This is a genomic window from Spongiimicrobium salis (assembly GCF_043678055.1).
Taxonomy (GTDB): Bacteria; Bacteroidota; Bacteroidia; order Flavobacteriales; family Flavobacteriaceae; genus Spongiimicrobium; species Spongiimicrobium salis.
In genome coordinates this window covers 550,008-564,956 of record NZ_JBHEQA010000003.1, presented here as the reverse complement: position 1 = coordinate 564,956, position 14,949 = coordinate 550,008, and the positions used below count along the sequence as shown (strand labels likewise).

At 39.1% G+C, this 14,949-nt stretch carries 16 protein-coding genes and 1 other RNA gene; 9 read left to right on the top strand and 8 right to left on the bottom strand.

From position 1 onward, the window contains the following. Window positions 1–3: 3 nt before the first annotated feature. Entirely contained in the window at window positions 4–390 is a 387-nt protein-coding gene (locus tag ACEXOE_RS17215) for a DUF6768 family protein (protein ID WP_394750070.1), read from the top strand. Between the two features lie 65 nt (window positions 391–455). On the opposite strand, the gene ACEXOE_RS17210 is transcribed toward ACEXOE_RS17215, so the two are convergent. Next, window positions 456–1,628: a mechanosensitive ion channel gene (locus ACEXOE_RS17210; RefSeq protein WP_394750069.1), complete on the bottom strand. Its 1,173-nt coding sequence runs from the start codon at window positions 1,626–1,628 to the stop codon at window positions 456–458. A 194-nt stretch (window positions 1,629–1,822) separates the two neighbouring features. Between ACEXOE_RS17210 and rocD the strand changes: the two genes are divergently transcribed. Further along, window positions 1,823–3,103, top strand: coding sequence for an ornithine--oxo-acid transaminase (rocD, locus tag ACEXOE_RS17205; RefSeq protein WP_394750068.1), 1,281 nt, complete (start codon window positions 1,823–1,825; stop codon window positions 3,101–3,103). Window positions 3,104–3,146: 43 nt separating this feature from the next. On the opposite strand, the gene ACEXOE_RS17200 is transcribed toward rocD, so the two are convergent. From ACEXOE_RS17200 to ACEXOE_RS17190, 3 genes are read right to left on the bottom strand one after another with little or no spacing between them, the layout of a single operon-like run. Continuing rightward, window positions 3,147–3,461 (bottom strand): CCC motif membrane protein, encoded by a 315-nt coding sequence (locus tag ACEXOE_RS17200; protein WP_394750067.1) that lies wholly within the window; start codon window positions 3,459–3,461, stop codon window positions 3,147–3,149. Between the two features lie 33 nt (window positions 3,462–3,494). After that, entirely contained in the window at window positions 3,495–3,797 is a 303-nt protein-coding gene (locus tag ACEXOE_RS17195) for a CCC motif membrane protein (protein ID WP_394750066.1), read from the bottom strand. Between the two features lie 44 nt (window positions 3,798–3,841). After that, entirely contained in the window at window positions 3,842–4,102 is a 261-nt protein-coding gene (locus ACEXOE_RS17190; protein WP_394750097.1) for a DUF2752 domain-containing protein, read from the bottom strand. Window positions 4,103–4,193: 91 nt separating this feature from the next. Here ACEXOE_RS17190 and ACEXOE_RS17185 point away from each other — a divergent pair, with 91 nt between their 5' ends. Together ACEXOE_RS17185 and ACEXOE_RS17180 are read left to right on the top strand one after the other, a co-directional pair. After that, complete coding sequence (locus ACEXOE_RS17185; RefSeq protein ID WP_394750064.1) at window positions 4,194–4,394, top strand: hypothetical protein; 201 nt, start codon at window positions 4,194–4,196, stop codon at window positions 4,392–4,394. Continuing rightward, entirely contained in the window at window positions 4,384–4,935 is a 552-nt protein-coding gene (locus tag ACEXOE_RS17180) for a Smr/MutS family protein (RefSeq protein ID WP_394750096.1), read from the top strand. Before ACEXOE_RS17185 ends, ACEXOE_RS17180 begins: the two co-directional genes overlap by 11 nt. Window positions 4,936–4,949: 14 nt before the next feature. Here ACEXOE_RS17180 and ACEXOE_RS17175 read toward each other — a convergent pair whose 3' ends face one another. After that, a complete protein-coding gene (locus ACEXOE_RS17175) occupies window positions 4,950–5,936 on the bottom strand; it encodes a hypothetical protein (protein WP_394750063.1) in 987 nt (328 codons plus the stop codon). A gap of 144 nt (window positions 5,937–6,080) precedes the next feature. Here ACEXOE_RS17175 and ACEXOE_RS17170 point away from each other — a divergent pair, with 144 nt between their 5' ends. Then, complete coding sequence (locus tag ACEXOE_RS17170; protein ID WP_394750062.1) at window positions 6,081–7,229, top strand: cysteine desulfurase family protein; 1,149 nt, start codon at window positions 6,081–6,083, stop codon at window positions 7,227–7,229. Here ACEXOE_RS17170 and ACEXOE_RS17165 read toward each other — a convergent pair. The 3 genes from ACEXOE_RS17165 to ACEXOE_RS17155 are packed head-to-tail and all read right to left on the bottom strand — an operon-like array spanning window position 7,226 to window position 12,066. Beyond that, entirely contained in the window at window positions 7,226–7,888 is a 663-nt protein-coding gene (locus tag ACEXOE_RS17165) for a hypothetical protein (protein WP_394750061.1), read from the bottom strand. The genes ACEXOE_RS17170 and ACEXOE_RS17165 overlap by 4 nt on opposite strands. Window positions 7,889–7,896: 8 nt before the next feature. Continuing rightward, window positions 7,897–10,365, bottom strand: coding sequence for a TonB-dependent receptor (locus ACEXOE_RS17160; protein ID WP_394750060.1), 2,469 nt, complete (start codon window positions 10,363–10,365; stop codon window positions 7,897–7,899). Between the two features lie 6 nt (window positions 10,366–10,371). After that, the gene (locus ACEXOE_RS17155; protein WP_394750059.1) at window positions 10,372–12,066 is read right to left on the bottom strand and encodes a M23 family metallopeptidase; all 1,695 of its coding nucleotides are present in this window, start codon (window positions 12,064–12,066) and stop codon (window positions 10,372–10,374) included. Between the two features lie 215 nt (window positions 12,067–12,281). On the opposite strand from ACEXOE_RS17155, the gene ACEXOE_RS17150 reads away from it, so the two are divergent. The 4 genes from ACEXOE_RS17150 to rny all read left to right on the top strand — a co-directional run bounded on the left by ACEXOE_RS17150 (window position 12,282) and on the right by rny (window position 14,769). Then, window positions 12,282–12,572, top strand: a complete 291-nt coding sequence (locus ACEXOE_RS17150) for a hypothetical protein (protein ID WP_394750058.1) — start codon at window positions 12,282–12,284, stop codon at window positions 12,570–12,572. 15 nt (window positions 12,573–12,587) lie between these two features. Continuing rightward, window positions 12,588–12,884 (top strand): cell division protein ZapA, encoded by a 297-nt coding sequence (locus ACEXOE_RS17145; RefSeq protein ID WP_394750057.1) that lies wholly within the window; start codon window positions 12,588–12,590, stop codon window positions 12,882–12,884. 53 nt (window positions 12,885–12,937) lie between these two features. Further along, window positions 12,938–13,048, top strand: a non-coding RNA gene (gene ssrS / locus ACEXOE_RS17140) — 6S RNA. A gap of 146 nt (window positions 13,049–13,194) precedes the next feature. Further along, entirely contained in the window at window positions 13,195–14,769 is a 1,575-nt protein-coding gene (gene rny / locus ACEXOE_RS17135) for a ribonuclease Y (protein WP_394750056.1), read from the top strand. Window positions 14,770–14,949 lie beyond the last annotated feature (180 nt).

The following is a 14,949-nucleotide window of genomic DNA, read 5'->3' as shown; positions in this document are numbered from 1 at the left end:
CAGATGAAGAAAGAAACAGAAAAAATCGATGAACTGATCAAGGAAGCATTGACCAAAGAAGAAGCTGCTTTTTATGATCAGCTGGAGGAAGAAAATTTATTTGAAAAAATACTCAGGGCCCATGGAGGTAAAACAGGGTGGCTGGTCACCGTAATGACCGTGATGCATATGTTGATATTGGGATTGCTCATTTTTTGTGCTATTCGATTTTTTGATAGTGCCGATACTCGTGAAATGCTAATATGGGGCGCAGGAGCTTTCTGCTGTATCATAACTGCTTGTATGCTAAAACTATATATTTGGATGCAAATGGATAAAAATGCCTTGCTCCGGGAGTTAAAACGCGTAGAGTTACAAATAGCTGCACTTTCTTCCAAAATGGAATCTTGAACAAATGTAAAAGGACTGCTCCAAAAGAGCAGTCCCTTCATGAAAATATCTAGGTTAAGAACAATTTATGCTTTTTTGTTAAACTTATTGAGGATGCGTTCCATTTGCTTTCCAGCGGCCTCTCTTCCCCCTAAACCAAAAGAGAGTGCAATAGTAACGGCAATGGTTCCTAAGGTGAGTCCGAAGGCTAGATTTATAATTTCGTCAGCAATGCCCATGGACCGCAAGCCAATTGCCAGGAAAATAGCGAGAATCGCCATACGGATAATGGAACCGACAAATTTGTTTTCTTCTTTTTTTGTAAAATTGAGATATGCCAAAGTAGAAATCCAATTTCCAATGGCTAGAATCACTAAGCCAAATAGAATTTTACCCGCATAATGTACTACAGTATTCACGATTTCAGTTAATTGCTGAAATTCTAATTTTTCTACTGCGGTCATTATACCAAAAGCAAGAATAAAGAAATACACTATGTTTACAATAAGCTGAACAAGATTTGTATTTCCCATAATTTTATCAAGTTGGATTTTCTTGAAAAAACTATTGAGGTTCATGCTATTTAAGAGGTCTTTTAATAAACCACTCACAAATTTTCCTCCAATGATAAAAATAATAAGAATAATTGCAGCAACTAATATTTTAGGAATAGCGGCCATGAAGGTTTGAAGCATCTGCGTTGCCGGTATGGAAATAGCATCTAAATTTAGAATGTTCAAAGCGGCAATGAGCAAAGGGATAAAGATGAATATGAATATTACCTTCTTCAGAATCTTTACCCAATCTAGATTTTCAGGAAGTTTAAGTTTAGGGGCAAATTTTCGGATGGTATCTCCTGACATTCCTACGAATTCGGATACAATACTTGCCAACATATAGCCAATATAGCCTACAAGCCCTGCGCCAACGATATTAGGTATAAAACCAAGAAAACCATTGAGCATATTTTTCATGGGATCCATAACATTACTCATCCCGAGCTTTTCGAGGGCCAACATAAATACAAAGATCATGATGAGAAAATAAGTCAGTTTCCCTATAAATCTGGAAATGCTAATTTTAGTACTACCAAGTTTATCATCAACATTTGTTTTCTTCAAAAGTCGTACAATAAGTCTTTTCGCGAATCTAGCCAAAAGCCATCCCAGTAGTAGAATTATGATAGCTCCAATAGTTCCCGGAATAAATTCACTTGAAGAACTGGTGAGGTCGTTTAAAATATTCTGTAAATACTTCATATCCTTTTAGGTTTAGTGTTATATAGTTATTTAATAAGACACTATTTAGGATTTAAAGTCACTTAATATCGCCATTATCTCTTTCGGAAATAGCTTTAGAATCCTCAGAAATATTTGTAATTTTGCCCCACTACAAAGGATGATTTCTCTCCCTAAGAAGGAATTGCTAAAGTTTTATTTAAATTAATGAGATTATGTCAGTTTTGGAAACAATGACTTCACAAGATGCAATTGCATTGGAAAACAAGTATGGTGCCCATAATTATCATCCATTACCTGTAGTGTTGAGCCGTGGGGAAGGAGTATATGTTTGGGATGTGGAAGGAAAAAAATATTATGATTTTTTATCCGCATATTCAGCAGTAAACCAAGGACATTGCCACCCCAGGATTGTAGGTGCCATGGTAAATCAGGCCCAAACCTTGACGCTTACTTCCAGAGCATTTTATAACGATATGTTGGGAAGGTTCGAAAAGCAGGTTACAGAAACCTTTAAGTTCGATAAATTTCTTCCCATGAACACGGGTGCGGAAGCTGTGGAAACGGCATTGAAAATCTGTAGGAAGTGGGCCTATGAGAAAAAAGGAATTCCGGAGAATGAAGCGAAAATCATAGTTTGTGAAAATAATTTTCACGGGAGAACTACTACTATTATTTCATTTTCCAATGATCCCGTTGCCCGGGAAAATTTTGGCCCTTATACCGATGGATTTATTAAAATTGCCTATGATGATTTGGAAGCCTTGGAAAACACTCTGAAAAACGAAAATACCATTGCGGGGTTCTTGGTAGAACCTATTCAAGGGGAAGCAGGAGTATATGTGCCTTCTGAAGGGTATTTAAAAGCGGCCAAAGCTTTATGTGAAAAATATAATGTATTGTTCATTGCGGATGAAGTACAGACAGGGATTGCTAGAACAGGACGCCTATTGGCTACCTGTGGCAATTGTTCGTGTGTAGATAAACATTGTAGTGGAACTCCAGAGGTAAAACCGGATGTATTGATTTTGGGTAAGGCCCTTTCCGGGGGAGCTTATCCCGTTTCAGGAGTGTTGGCAAATGATTCCATTATGGAAGTCATTCGTCCTGGAAATCACGGAAGTACTTTTGGAGGTAACCCTATAGCGGCCGCAGTAGGAATGGCGGCATTGGATGTGGTGAAGGACGAGTCTTTAGCCGATAATGCCTATGAATTGGGTATGTTGTTCCGTGAAGAACTCAACGCCTTTATTCCCGATTGTGATGTGGTGAACGCTGTCCGAGGAAAGGGATTGTTAAATGCAATTTTAATCAATGATACCGAGGAGAGTTCTACAGCTTGGGATATTTGTATGGCATTAAAAGAGAATGGACTCTTGGCCAAACCGACCCATGGCAATATCATACGTTTTGCGCCTCCTTTGGTGATGAACAAAGAACAGCTGCTGGATTGTGTAGCGATAATAAAAAGAACTTTAAAACAGTTTGAGAAATAAAAAAATCCCCTGAAGTAATTCAGGGGATTTTTTTGGCCTTTTTTTAGAAATTGTCTGGGTCGAATTCCCCACTACTTACCATGGCAATTATAGCACCAAAATAGATAATGGTAAATATCAACATCACGGCCGATAGCCCTAAACCTATGTAGGATAGAATTCTGCCGGTTTTTGCATTTTCATAACCGTCATAGGCCCCTGGGTTTTCCATATGCAAGCGTTCTGCTTTTTTTGCATTGGATAGTCCAATAATGCTGAAGATAGCGGCAAAAGGGCCGCAACAAATCAAGGCGCCAACAATGGAGATGATTCCCATGGTCAATGCGGTACTGGCTCCAGGAAGTTTTTCTAATGTCATAATTTTAGATTTTTAGTAATTCTAAGGATATTATTATTGGCCTTGTGCTTCCATTGCTTCCTCATACGCGCGCATGAACTCTTCGGACATTTCACTCCATCCTATAGTAGATAAGAGATAGATAATTCTTACGATCATAAGCACATTGAGTATCACTGCGATCAAAGCGACGATTTTTCCCGTTTTGATCTGACTGGCGTTATCGTATAGCTCAGGGTTTGCAGCATACATTTTCTCGGATTTACGGGCCAGAAAAAAACCAATTGCAGAAGGGATGATCCCTAGACCTGCAAGGCAGCAGCACAAATATCCAAGAACACCCATGATAATAATCATTGTACCATTCGGTAATTTTTGTTGTTCCATAATATTAAGATTGATTAAATAAATTTTAAAATATAATTGGTTAAGATTAATACGACTGTACTAATAGAAAGTATAATGGTCAATATACTTGCATATTTGATTTTGACAAAATTTTTGAAAATTAAAATACCAAATAACGGAATTAAGGTGTAAATGGCAGGATACATTTGAAAAGCAGCAATAAACTCTCCGTGAAACAATAGCGCCACTGATCGTTGTAGCCCGCAACCAGGACAGTCAACTCCCAGCAACTTTTTGTTTAAGCAGGGCAACATGTAATCCTCGATGTTTAAAAACAGACTGATAAAAAGGATTTTCATAAAAAGCTGATTCTTTTGGTGAAAAATACTATTATTTTTGTGCACTATGAAAACAAAGCGTACAATTTATTTTATTCTCATGGTTATTGGGGGATTAATAATGGGATTTGGAAAGGGGTATATGGAAAAAGAATACGCCCTAAGTATTGGTATTGTACTCTTAATGTTCGGTATATACAAATCTACCCAGGTTTGGTCGGACACCCGTGTAAGACAGGAAGAAGGAGAAGATGAAAATGAAGAATGATGTAGTATTTAAAATCGGAGACTTTGTTGAAGTGTTGGACGACACTATAAGTGGCACTGTTATAGAAGTTCGCGGAACATCGGTTACCATAGAAAGTAAAGATGGTTTTCCCATTCGTTATGAAGCAACGGAACTTATCAAAAGTTCAGATGGGATTGCCGTGAGCAATTATGAAGTAGCTAAAATTAAAAAGGAAAAGGAACTTCCAAAAAAACGAGCTCACAAAACCGTCAAGATCAAAGATCGAAACGCTCCGAAAATGGAAGTGGACCTCCATATTAATCAATTGGTGAAATCGACCAAAGGCATGAGCAATCATGAAATGCTGACTTTACAATTGGATGCGGCCAAAGGGCAATTGGAATTTGCCATGCGAAAGCGGATACAGAAAGTGGTCTTTATTCATGGTGTGGGCGAAGGTATTCTAAAAGAAGAACTCCATTATTTGTTCGGACGCTATGACAACCTAAAATATTACGATGCCGACTACCAAAAATATGGGGCAGGGGCTACGGAAGTCTATATTTTTCAGAACGGTTAAAGGAAGGAAGGTTTTTATTGGGTGACCAATGTTCCAAAAGCAAAACTTTCTACTGAAGGCAATACCGTATCTGCTCCAATATCCCTTAATTGATAATTTAAAAGACTGATGGTATGGGTATACGTAACTACCCCTTCGGTATTGGGCGGATTTTCTACAGTGGTAACCGAGACCGTTCCATTTTCACTGGTAAATTGATTGACCAGTACATCATCGGAAATGGTACTGCCACAAATCAATGCTTCTGTTGCTATTGTATTTAATACCGTGTTCCTAAAAGTAGAAGTGGCGTCCAACACCATTTCCCTTGGTGTGGTCGTAGCTGCATTGGCAATGAGCGTTGTGGGAATATCCAAAGTCAAAAACTCGTCATTCAAGATTTTATATAAACGTATGAAACCTGCGGCGGGAGCTGTTTCACAGGCGGTAATGTTTATGGCTGCATAATTGGAAAATAAAACACCAGTGCTCACACTACTTGTTGTCGTTGTAGTAAAGTCCCCATAATCAAAAGTAGAGGTGTCAGTTAAACGTTCGCCTGCATCATTGGATAAGGACAATTCTTGAAAAAGAATGTTATGGGAATAGGTCTTTGAAGTAGCGTTAACACTACTCACGCTAGTATTAATAATGATATCACCACCAACTGCCGTGGACTCGCTCGTTACTATTGGTTCTAGGGGAGGAATGTTATCACAAAAATAACTCATATTCACCGTCCCGGAGAATAGACGATACGTAAGACTGGAAGCACTGGGAAAACTGCTCGCAACTGTATTTTCAACAGAAGTCTCATTTTCCAATAAACCGGATTGGAGACTTAGGACCAATGCTTCATCTCCATTAATTTTAAAAAAGAACTCAGCCTCTGTGCCTTGGGGGGCTGGAGAACCGCAGGTTTGTATGGAGGATGAATCAAAATCTATGGTTTCTATTTGAAGATCGCCATCATCACATGAAAAAAGGAGACCTAGACAACATACTACTAGTAATCTTTTCATTAAATACAGTTTTCACACTTTCTAGATTTCAAAAGTAAATGAAATAAAAGGGAATCTCTTCATTCGGAGAGGGGATTTAAAAAGAAATTAACTTTATTTTGGTTAATTTTGGAGGCTCAATAAATACAAACAGGCATATTCCAAATGAGAAAAGTCTATTTAGATAGTGCTGCCACTACACAAGTGCGGGAAGAAGTCATCGAAAAAATGCAAGAGGCACTACAAGGGTTTTATGGCAATCCCTCTTCAACACATAGTTACGGAAGATCAGCAAAAACCCGTATTGAGAAAGCCAGAAAAACCATTGCAAAATATTTAAATGCCAGTCCTTCCGAAATTATTTTTACTTCGGGGGGAACCGAGGCTGATAATATGATTCTACTGGGTGCCGTTAGGGATTTGGGAGTAAAGACGATTATTACCTCTAGAATAGAGCATCATGCAGTACTGCATACGGCAGAAGAATTGCAGAAAGATTATGGAGTACAGTTGAAATACGTTGCCTTGGATGCTTACGGGAATCCAGATTTGACGGATTTAGAGCGTTTGTTACAGCAGGACGACACCAAGAAAATAGTGAGTCTAATGCATGTAAACAATGAAATAGGAAATAAGATCCCTATTGAAGAAATTGCGCAATTGTGTAAAAAAAATGGGGCTTTACTGCATTCGGATACGGTGCAGTCCATTGGACATTACCCTTGGGATTTACAAGAAGTGTCCATTGATTTTTTAACTGCGGCAGCCCATAAATTTCACGGCCCCAAAGGAGTAGGTTTTGCCTTCATTCGAAAAAATACCCCTTTAAAATCCTTGATTTTTGGTGGTTCCCAAGAACGGGGATTTAGAGCCGGAACAGAATCTTTTCACAATATAGTAGGCTTGGAAAGCGCCTTTATAGCGGCTTACGATAATTTGGAAAGTGAAAAAAAATATGTGAGCGGTCTTAAAGCCTATTTTATCGAACAATTGAAGGAGGCTGTCCCTGGGGTAAAATTTAATGGGCATTCCGGAAATATGGAAAGGAGTACCTATACTTTGGTCAATGTATGCTTGCCTTTTAATGCGGAGAAGGGAATGCTATTGCTATTTCATTTAGATCTTAAAGGCATTGCTTGCTCTAAAGGGAGTGCATGTCAATCTGGGAGTAGTAAGGGGTCTCACGTTCTCGCCGAAATTTTGTCCGATGAAGACCTTAAAAAACCATCACTTCGGTTTTCTTTCTCAAAGTATAATACCAAGGAAGACTTAGACTATACCATTACTGCATTGAAGGAGTTTTTGGAAAACTAATTTTTTCGCTTCCGATTTTTCTTTTTCTCCCGTTCATAAGGGAATTTTCGCGTGGCTCTTTTCATCATGAATTCAATAAGCGCAGTGGTGTTTTTTCCCGACTTCTTATTGATTTTCTTTTCGTACTTCCAAAGCAATTTTCCTGTGGCCCCATCACTGATTTTCACGCCAATTCTACCGTAATTGGAATTCCCTTTGATATAATCGATCAGGCTAAAGTTCGTAGGAACTCCTTTGGAAAGAAGTATGTTGAGGTCCAAGGTTCCACTGATAATACCATCAACTTTAAGAATTTTACACAATTCTTTTATGGTATATACATCGATATTGTCATAGGTGATGTTATTCTTTGCGAGAATGGCATTGGTGTTTTCCGTATTTTGAAACTCCACAGAAAACTTTTTCTTTTTCTTTCTTTTGGAAAAATAAATTTCTAAGGCATCTTGTACGGCATACCCCTCTTTTTCCTCCAGGTTTTTGAGTTGTTCCGGACTTATTTCTTCCTCCAATTCCAAATTGGCCAGAAAAGGAAGAATAGCCAATACTTCGTGATCTCTACTAAATTCATCGAATCTCCCGCTTTCGTATATGTTCTTTTGCCCATACAGCCCAAGCGTTGCAAGGGAGAACAGCAGATATAAAAGGACTTTTGTTTTCATAAATTCATCTAAAACTTCATATTCACCCGTAAACTCAGTACCCTACTCGTTAAAAAATTAGGTACGGAAAATTGTTGCTTTGTTTCCACATCCCTTACAAAAGTATTGGTGATGGAGTTTTGAGCGTTGAACAAGTTAAAAATTTCAAATCCTGCGCTCAATTCCTTAAACCGATACAGCCAATGACTTTTGGAGTATCTTTTGTTTACTCCTGCAAAAATATATGAAATTCCTAAATCTGCTCGTTTATAATCTCTTAATCTATTCTGAAAAAGATAAGGATCTGCAAAATTGGGGGAACCTCCGGGAACGCCGGTGCTATAGGCCAGGTTTAAATACATCTTAACATCCGGAATCGTTGGAATATAATCCTGAAATAGTACGCTGACCTTTAAACGTTGATCTGTAGGTCTAGAAATATAGCCTCTATTGTCAATGTTTTCTTCTGTTTTAAGGTAGCCTACACTGATCCAGGACTCCGTGCCAGGAACAAAAGCGCCATTTAACCGGAATTCGGCACCATAGGCATAGGCCCTTGCATTATTTTGGGCCGCATAACGAATACGCACGTCTTCTAAAGTATACGGGTTTACATTGTCCAAATCTTTATAATAGATTTCCGATACAAGTTTAAACGGACTGTTCCAAAGGGTGAAGCTATACTCGTTCCCCGCCACAAAATGCACGGATTTTTGCGCTTTTACATCAGGGTTTACAACACCATTCTGATCTCTAAGTTCTCTATAAAAAGGGGGTTGGTGATATAATCCACCAGAAAACCGAAAGAGCATATCTTTTTTCCAATTTGGCTTAATGGCGATCTGCGCACGGGGACTAAAAACCGTTTGAGCGGTTTTGGTGCTACCTTCTGCGTTAATGCTCCAATGATGCGCCCTTACACCAATATTGTAGTACAAATCGTGGCCCTGCCATTGTGATTGCTGACTATATTGGAGAAATCCGGAAAAACGATTGGTTTTTACAAAGTTTCGGGCATTGATACTTTCAAAAGGAACAATAGGAGCCTCGAAGGGCTCTTGAGGTTCATTGTTTGAAAATTCGGGTAGGGGCGGACGTATAAAAAAGCCTAGGGAATCAATGAATTCAGATTCCCGTATTTCATCTCGAATATCTTCATGCGTATATTTTGCTCCCCATTCTATAGATTTCTGTCCCTTAGTGTATGTCCCCCTATGGCCCAAATTAAAGATAAGGGCATCTAAAGTATTTCGGGCCCTATTGAATTGGGTTCCGGCTCCTCTGGAATTTGTGACTTCCCCAAAATCCTCTCCCCCAAAATCGGTATTCACTTCCCCGAGACGATATTGCGCTATGATATCCGATGATTCTTCTTCTGTGGTGTGATAAACCGAGCCAATTAATTTTAAAGTGGTATTGTCATTAAGGAAATAGCTGCCTTTTAAAGCGCCTAAACTAGTTCTGTATCGGTCATCTTCTTCACCTGCATAGGAAACCAGCAACACCCGTGGTGCATCAATGGTCCCAAAATTGGTTCTCCGCGCCAAGGGCTCATTTTTATAATCGTTCAAGGAAAGATTGCCTAAAAAGCTCAAATGGAATTTGGAAGAAAACCGGTAAGTAATATAACTCTGGAGGTCGGCAAAACGAGGATTAAAATTGGTTTGGGTTTGCTGGCTATTCACAAAAAGACTGTTATCCCGGAATCTGGCCCCCGTAATACTACTGAGGTTTTTGTCTTTTGAAGCGGTCTCCACAGCAACGCTGGCACCCAAAAAACTAGCGTCCACCTGGGCCCCAAAAGTTACCGGATTTTTATAGGTGATGTCCAAAACGGAAGATAATTTATCTCCAAATTTTGCTTGAAACCCACCCGAAGAAAAAGAGACATCCTGTGTGAGGGCGCTATTCACAAAACTTAATCCTTCCTGTTGCCCCGAGCGGATGAGAAAAGGACGATAGACCTCAATTTCATTCACATACACTAGATTTTCGTCATAGTTTCCTCCACGAACGGCATACTGTGTGCTGAGTTCGTTATTGGAGAATACTCCGGGCAATAGCTTTAAAATGTTCTCTACACCCGCATTGACCCCGGGAATGGTCCGTATGATTTCTGGGACTATAGTAGTGATCCCAGAGACGCTTTTACGACCTGTGGGTGTTACCACAACTTCATCTACTTGAATAGCATCTGTTTTTAGTACCGGATTAAATTCAAAGGTTTCGTTAGTGGTAAGAATCAATTTTTTTAAGACAACATTTTTATGTCCTAGGTGAGAGAAAGTAACAGAAATCTCCTCATCGGCCCTAACTTGCAAAAGATAAAAACCGTTGGCATCTGAAAATGTACCATTGTTGGCCGTTTTAATATTCACGTTCTGCAATGGAACATTATTGGTATCCAATATAACTCCGGTAATTGTAGCCGTCTGCCCTATTGCCAAATGAATACCCAAAAAAGCAAAAAGGAAGAAAAGGAATTTAAAACCGCTCAAAATGACTTATTTTCTAAAAAAGCTACGGGTAAAGGTAGTAGAATTTCCCACATTATCCGTAACAATTACTTTAAGTTCACATTGTTTTTTATTGAGGATTTTATCATCAAAATTATAAGTAAGGGTCCTTGTTTTGGGCTCATACTCCATTAAAATCCAATCCCCGTTCAGTGTAGCCGAATAGGTATTGATACCGCTGAGGTCGTCAGATATGGATAAACTGAGATAGTGATAGTTGGTCAACCACTGTTTTTCCTTGAAATTTTTGGCCTTTACCTTGGGCGGAATGGTATCCATAGCCAAGGTATATGTTCCTAAATTTCTTGTTCTTGTGGTGAAAGTGTTTCCTCTTTTGTACGTAGAGGCATAACTAGGTTTTAATCTATTGTCCAAGCGTGCTATAAAAAGTTGCTTACGTTCGGCATCCGTGTATTTGGAGGTATCAAAACTAATGGTAAAATTCCGATGTGCAGGAACACTATTGTCATGGATGCCCACGGTGTCCTTACCCTTTTTTAAATCGATATAAAAATCGTCATAAAAGGTGTTTTTTGGGAAATATACTTGAGCTCCTCCCAAATCAAAATTGTTGGGTTTTTTAGCGATTACATAATCGTTTGTCGAGATAGGTTTCTTGTTGGAAATCAAGGCTTCTTTTTTTCCTTCAACGGGAATAATGGCCTTGGTAAGGTTTCCTTCCAGATCGGTAAGCAAGATTTCCACAGTATAGCTCAACCCCTCTTCAACATCAATTTTTCCTTCATTGTACAAAGTGTTATAAATACTCAAGGCATTTCCGGGAACCTTAAAACAACGTTGAATGCGCTGACGGGATTTTCCAAAATGTTCGTAATCGATCAAGGTATTGATATAGCGCGTCTCGGAAAAAGAAAAGGTCTCAAAATCGTAATCTGTATACACCTTTCCATTGACTTTCTGTTGTACTTGGTAAACACCATTTTTATTGGCGGCAAGGTCCTGCCGATCGTAGGCATTGAATCCAAAACCAATAGTGCCCGTGGCTTTTACTTTGTCTGCTAGGAAAGTCCCATCCTTTTGACGTGTAAAACTCAATTGTACTTTGTGATTGCTCTGATTTACCTGCGCATTTTCGGATAAAGGATACCCATATAATCCTGTTAGGATAGGATTTGTGGCGTCTCTGACCTCTAAGCCATAGAGTAAGGGATTGGTGGGTTTTTCGGAAACACTGCTTCTTATTTCAAAATGCAGATGGGGCCCCGAAGAACCACCGGTATTGCCACTGTAGGCAATAAGTTCCCCTTTTTCTACTTTTAGCTCCCCATAGTCCGGGAAAACTTCTACGGTATAGGACTTTTTTTGATATTGTATTTTTTTGATATAGGCTTCCAAATCCGGAGAGAATTTTTGAAGATGTCCATAGACCGAAGTATAACCATTGGGGTGGGCTACATATAAGGCTTTCCCATAACCCCAATGCGAAATTTTAATCCGGGTAACTGTGCCATCTCCAATAGCGTATATGGGCAAACCTTGACGCTGTTTTGTTTTGATATCTATTCCGGAATGGAAATGATTGGATCGCAACTCTCCAAAGGTGCCGGCCAATACCAAAGGAATATCCATAGGGGAACGGAATGCGTCTTGCGGATAGTTTTTTTGACCCAAAACCATAGTGCAGGTAAAAAGTAGGATGAAGCTTAAGTGGGGTATTCTCATAATCCAATGATATTAGTACGAAAGTAATTAATACCGTTTAATTGAAAAAGAATTCTTAAGAACAAAGTCCATTTTATAGTAGGGAATCGGTAAATCTCCCTGAAAGGCAGAAAAATACGAGCTACTTAAAGTAATACTTCAAGAATAATTCATAAAACTATTGCGAAGTCTGAAGATGAATGTTAACTTTGTTTAAAATGCATTGACGTTTGCGGATGAGTGAATTAGTTGAAATTGTAGATTCCCTGGAAAACAAGATTAGTAAGTTATTGCACAAATTGGAGTTGCTTAACCAAACTAATATGAAATTGGAAGAGGAAGTGGTTCAATTGAAAAATGACCACCATGCAACCAAAGAATTAGTTGTTGAATGGGAAGAAAAATACAGCGCACTCAAAATGGCAAATTCAATGCTAGGCAGTAATACAAATAAAACCGAAGCTAAGCTTAAAATAAATACATTGATACGGGAATTGGACCATTGTATTGCACAATTGTCCGATTGATGTACAACAAATACTATGTCAGAAAAGCTCAAGATAAAGCTTTCAATTGCGGATAGAGTTTATCCTTTGACCATTGACCCTAGTCAGGAAGAAGGATTGCGTAAAGCTGCAAAAAATATAGAGCAACTTGCAAAAAAGTTTGAACAGAACTATGCTGTAAGGGATAAACAGGATGTATTGGCCATGTGTGCCTTGCAATTTGCATCCAAAATAGAGCAAAAAGGGATAGATAAGGCAGAGGACACCAGAGATGTTACCGATCGCTTAAAAGCGTTAGATCAATTGGTGAATTCTAAGCTTGGAATAAAATAAGTTCTTTTAAATAGCATTAAAATTACTGCCCACATTGGTATTATTTTTGACAAACTCAACGCTAATTCGTTTAAAAAGGGTGAGTTTAGGTTGTAAAAGCAGGCCCTACTAGTTATAGGGATCCTTGAGCAGTCTGTTAGCCCTAAACCTGTTTTTTGGAGTTTGTACAAAACTTCCCCGATGTGGGCTTTTTTTTAAGTTGTTTTGAAGAAAAGGCTTTTGATGTTTTTACTGAAGAACAAATAGTTTTAACAGTTGGCATACATTCCCAGTGGTTTTCACAGGGAATGATTACTTAACAGACAGAATCATGGATAATACAATATTATTAATCATTGGAGGTGTTGTAGTCGGCATCGCAATTGGATTTGTCATTGCAAAATTTCTGGAAAAAGGAAAGGCATCAAAAACCATATCCAATGCAAAAAGAGAAGCTTCCGGAATCCTTAAGGAAGCAAAAATTGAAGGAGAGAGCATTAAAAAAGACAAGATTTTTCAGGCGAAGGAAAAGTTTTTGGAATTAAAGGCAGAACACGAAAAAGTTATTGTCAACAAGAACAAGAAGATAGGGGAGGCCGAAAAGAGAACCAGGGACAAGGAATCCCAAGTGAGCAATGAATTGGCGAAGAGCAAGAAGAAGAACGAACAACTGGATGCCAAAATAAAGGAGGTTGAATACAAAAGGGATTTCTACGAAAAAAAGCAATCTGAAGTAGAAAAACTGCACAAAAGTCAAATACAACAATTGGAGGTCATTTCAGGTTTGTCTGCGGATGATGCCAAGAGTCAATTGTTGGAATCGCTAAAAGAGACGGCAAAATCCGATGCAATGACGTATATGCAGTCAAGTATGGAGGAAGCCAAGTTAACGGCGCAACAAGAAGCCAAGAAAATTATCATCAATACCATTCAGCGCATTGGTACAGAGGAGGCCGTTGAAAATTGTGTTTCGGTCTTTAATTTGGAGTCAGATGATGTCAAGGGACGAATCATTGGTCGTGAAGGAAGAAACATTAGGGCTATTGAATCTGCAACTGGGGTGGAAATCATTGTAGACGATACTCCAGAGGCCATTATCTTATCTTGTTTTGATTCCGTTAGAAGGGAAGTGGCGCGTTTATCCCTGCATAAACTGGTGACCGATGGAAGAATACATCCCGCACGTATCGAAGAAATCGTTCGTAAAACGGAAAAACAGATAGAACAAGAAATTGTTGAGGTCGGAAAAAGAACGGTGATCGATTTGGGAATTCATGGATTACATCCAGAACTGATTCGGGCAGTAGGGAGAATGAAATATCGATCTTCTTATGGACAAAATTTGCTGCAGCACTCCAGAGAGGTTGCAAAACTATGTGGCGTAATGGCTGCAGAATTGGGATTAAATCCTAAATTGGCTAAAAGGGCAGGTTTATTGCATGATATTGGTAAAGTGCCCAATACAGAGGCTGAGGTGGAGACACCCCACGCGATATTGGGAATGCAATGGGCAGAAAAATACGGAGAGAAAGCCGATGTTTGTAATGCCATAGGAGCACACCACGATGAGATTGAAATGAAAACCTTGATCTCGCCTATAGTGCAGGTATGTGATGCCATCAGTGGTGCAAGACCGGGTGCTAGGAGACAAGTGCTGGATTCGTATATTCAACGATTGAAGGATTTGGAAGATATTGCTTTTGGTTTTGGCGGGGTGCAGAAGGCCTATGCCATTCAAGCGGGAAGAGAACTTCGTGTTATTGTTGAAAGCGAAAAGGTGAGTGATGACAAAGCAGCGCAACTTTCTTTTGAAATCTCACAAAAAATACAAACGGATATGACCTATCCGGGACAGGTGAAAGTTACAGTGATACGGGAAACTCGATCGGTGAACGTGGCCAAATAAGCTTTGACCTTGTTGTACAAACAGGGAAGATGGTCGTCTGAATCTTTACGGAGTACATAGTATACGATTATAGCTGTAAGTTTGAGAGGAGTGCTTTCAACAGAAACAACGGTTCTAGCCTAACTTCCTCATTTAATAAGCCATCCAATAATTATTATTAGGGCAGCGGGTTCTGCAATA

Bases quoted from the DNA above. Each gene is read 5' to 3' on its own strand.
- ACEXOE_RS17215 (WP_394750070.1), top strand. From the start codon at position 4: ATGAAGAAAGAAACAGAAAAAATCGATGAACTGATCAAGGAAGCATTG.
- ACEXOE_RS17210 (WP_394750069.1), bottom strand. From the start codon at position 1,628: ATGAAGTATTTACAGAATATTTTAAACGACCTCACCAGTTCTTCAAGT.
- rocD (WP_394750068.1), top strand. From the start codon at position 1,823: ATGTCAGTTTTGGAAACAATGACTTCACAAGATGCAATTGCATTGGAA.
- ACEXOE_RS17200 (WP_394750067.1), bottom strand. From the start codon at position 3,461: ATGACATTAGAAAAACTTCCTGGAGCCAGTACCGCATTGACCATGGGA.
- ACEXOE_RS17195 (WP_394750066.1), bottom strand. From the start codon at position 3,797: ATGATTATTATCATGGGTGTTCTTGGATATTTGTGCTGCTGCCTTGCA.
- ACEXOE_RS17190 (WP_394750097.1), bottom strand. From the start codon at position 4,102: ATGTTGCCCTGCTTAAACAAAAAGTTGCTGGGAGTTGACTGTCCTGGT.
- ACEXOE_RS17185 (WP_394750064.1), top strand. From the start codon at position 4,194: ATGAAAACAAAGCGTACAATTTATTTTATTCTCATGGTTATTGGGGGA.
- ACEXOE_RS17180 (WP_394750096.1), top strand. From the start codon at position 4,384: ATGAAGAATGATGTAGTATTTAAAATCGGAGACTTTGTTGAAGTGTTG.
- ACEXOE_RS17175 (WP_394750063.1), bottom strand. From the start codon at position 5,936: ATGAAAAGATTACTAGTAGTATGTTGTCTAGGTCTCCTTTTTTCATGT.
- ACEXOE_RS17170 (WP_394750062.1), top strand. From the start codon at position 6,081: ATGAGAAAAGTCTATTTAGATAGTGCTGCCACTACACAAGTGCGGGAA.
- ACEXOE_RS17165 (WP_394750061.1), bottom strand. From the start codon at position 7,888: ATGAAAACAAAAGTCCTTTTATATCTGCTGTTCTCCCTTGCAACGCTT.
- ACEXOE_RS17155 (WP_394750059.1), bottom strand. From the start codon at position 12,066: ATGAGAATACCCCACTTAAGCTTCATCCTACTTTTTACCTGCACTATG.
- ACEXOE_RS17150 (WP_394750058.1), top strand. From the start codon at position 12,282: ATGAGTGAATTAGTTGAAATTGTAGATTCCCTGGAAAACAAGATTAGT.
- ACEXOE_RS17145 (WP_394750057.1), top strand. From the start codon at position 12,588: ATGTCAGAAAAGCTCAAGATAAAGCTTTCAATTGCGGATAGAGTTTAT.
- rny (WP_394750056.1), top strand. From the start codon at position 13,195: ATGGATAATACAATATTATTAATCATTGGAGGTGTTGTAGTCGGCATC.